Source organism: Mycobacterium sp. 1245805.9, from assembly GCF_001672915.1.
Classification (GTDB): Bacteria; Actinomycetota; Actinomycetes; order Mycobacteriales; family Mycobacteriaceae; genus Mycobacterium.
The window spans coordinates 1-611 of the sequence record NZ_LZKR01000166.1 but is presented as its reverse complement, the minus strand read 5'-3'; the positions used below and the strand labels follow the sequence as shown (position 1 = coordinate 611).

General features: G+C 73.3%; 1 protein-coding gene. It reads left to right on the top strand.

Features of this window, described 5'->3' with window-relative positions:
* Positions 1-611, top strand: a 611-nt coding sequence (locus A9X00_RS22580) for a VWA domain-containing protein (protein WP_156772239.1), incomplete at both ends; no start/stop codon positions are given.

The window sequence follows — 611 nt, the reverse complement described above, 5'->3', positions numbered from 1 at the left end:
GCAGGCCCGGCGCCGGCAGCGGCTGCGCCGCTTCACCGAGGCGCAGGTGCCGCAGTCGTGGTGGCGGCACGTGCCGATCGCGGTTGCGCTGCTGTCGCTGTTCCTGTTGACCGTCGCCCTGGCGACCCCCACGCACGACATGCGCATCCCGCGCAACCGCGCCTGCGTCGTGCTGATCATCGACATGTCGAACTCGATGCGCGCGACCGACGTCGAACCCAACCGGCTCAAGGCGGCCGAGCAGGCGGCCAGCCAGTTCGCCAGTCAGCTGACGCCGGGCATCAACCTGGGACTGGTCGGCTTCGCCGGCACGCCCTACCTGCTGGTGCCGCCGACCCCGCAGCACGAGGCGACCCTCGAGGCGCTGAAGAAGCTCGAGTTCGCCGACGGGACGGCGACCGGCGAGGCGATCTTCACCGCGCTGCACGCGGTCGGGGCCGCGGCCATCACCGGCGGGGACACGCCACCGCCGGCGCGCATCGTGCTGCTGTCCGACGGTGGCGAGAACAAGCCGACCGACCCCAGCGACCCGCACGACGGCGCCGAAAACGTGCCGCTGGACCCCAACGCGCCCCAGGGGGCGTTCACCGCCGCGCGGGCCGCCAAGGCCG